This window comes from Kocuria nitroreducens, assembly GCF_042879195.1.
Classification (GTDB): domain Bacteria; phylum Actinomycetota; class Actinomycetes; order Actinomycetales; family Micrococcaceae; genus Kocuria; species Kocuria nitroreducens.
The window spans coordinates 1-1,642 of sequence record NZ_JBHZTC010000063.1 but is presented as its reverse complement, the minus strand read 5'-3'; the positions used below and the strand labels follow the sequence as shown (position 1 = coordinate 1,642).

The 1,642-nt window shown below is 68.8% G+C and carries 1 protein-coding gene; it reads left to right on the top strand.

Annotated features, from left to right (window positions below; all coding sequences use genetic code 11):
• Positions 1–123: 123 nt before the first annotated feature.
• Positions 124–1,503, top strand: coding sequence for an IS1380 family transposase (locus ACFYE1_RS17345; protein ID WP_387745759.1), 1,380 nt, complete (start codon positions 124–126; stop codon positions 1,501–1,503).
• Positions 1,504–1,642 lie beyond the last annotated feature (139 nt).

Below are 1,642 nucleotides of genomic sequence, written 5' to 3'. Positions count from 1 at the left end.
AGCCTGGATCCGCCGATGTTGAGGGGCGCGGCGGGCGGGCCGTGACAGACGAATGCTCCTGTGACCAGTGAGGATGGGACTTGTCTAAGGTTCCGATCCACACAGCAACAGGAGCACCCGGTAGTGCGAGTTTCTCACAGCTTCTCGGCCGATTTCGATGACCCCAATCTCGTGTCCACCGCCGGGCTGCTCCCGGTGCTGGGTCTGGCCGAGGAGACCGGGTTGCACCAGTTGATCGCCGAGCGTGTGACGGTACCGGGTCCGGCCGGTGCGAACGCGGCCGCGAAGATCCCGGCGCTGGTGGCGGGGATGGTCGCCGGGGCCGACAGCATCACCGACATGGGCCTGCTGCGCCACGGTGGCATGGGCCGGCTCTTCACCGGGGTGCGGGCCCCGACCACGTTGGGCACGCATCTGCGGGCCTACACCTTCGGCCACGTCCGCCAGCTCGACGCGGTCGCCTCCCGCTTCCTGGCCGACCTCACGGGCCGGGTTCCGGGTCTGGTGGCCGGAGCCGATCAGGTTGCCTACCTCGACGTCGACGACACCATCCGTGAGACCCACGGGTACGCCAAGCAGGGCACGGGATACGGGTACTCCGGGGTGCGGGGACTCAACGCGCAGCTGGCGACGATGTCGACCCCGACCGCGGCGCCGGTGATCCTCGGCACGAGGCTGCGGCGGGGCTCGGCGGCTTCCGCACACGGAGCACCGAAGATGATTACCGAGAGTCTGGCCACCGCGAAGAAGGCTGGGGCCACCGGCACGATCACAGTGCGCGCCGACAGCGCCTACTACAACCACGGCGCGGTCGCCGCCGCCCGTGCAGCGGGGGCGCGCTTCTCCTTGACAGCCCGGATGGATCCGGCCGTGGTCGCGGCGATCAGTCGGATCCCTGCCGATGCCTGGACTGCGATCCAGTACCCCAACGCGATCTTCGACGAGCAGGAGGGCCGGTGGATCTCTGATGCCGAGGTCGCCGAGATTCCCTACACCGCGTTCACCTCGAGGAGGAAGGCTGAGCACGTGTCGGCGCGATTGATCGTGCGCCGGGTCAGGCGCCTCAACGTCCACCAAGCCCGGGCCGGGCAGGACGAGCTGCTGGCTGCCTACCGGCATCACGCGGTGTTCACCGACTCGCCCCTGAGCATGCTCGAAGCCGAGGCCTCCCACCGTGACCACGCGATCGTCGAACAGGTCATCGCCGATCTGAAGGCGGGGCCGCTGGCGCACCTGCCGTCCGGGGTGTTCACCGCCAACGCCGCCTGGCTGGTGTGCGCGGCCATGGCCTTCAACCTCACCCGCGCCGCCGGAGTCATCGCCTCCAACCGGCACGGACGGGCCCGCGCGGCCACGATCCGCACCCAGCTCATCCAGGTGCCGGCGCGGGTGGCCAACCACGCCCGGAAGTGGCGGTTGCACCTGCCCACCGCCTGGCCCTGGCAGAGCGCCTGGGAGAACCTCTTCGACCACGCCCACGGAACCGCTACCGCAATCGCCTGACGACCCTCCCCTGACCGCACGAGAAGGAACCCCAGTGGAAAGGCCGGGCAGACCGGCGGACCCCGCACACCCAAGACTAGAAATCGATGAACTGATCCCGATCAGCTCACAAGAAAATCAACGTCGGCGCATCCAGGCT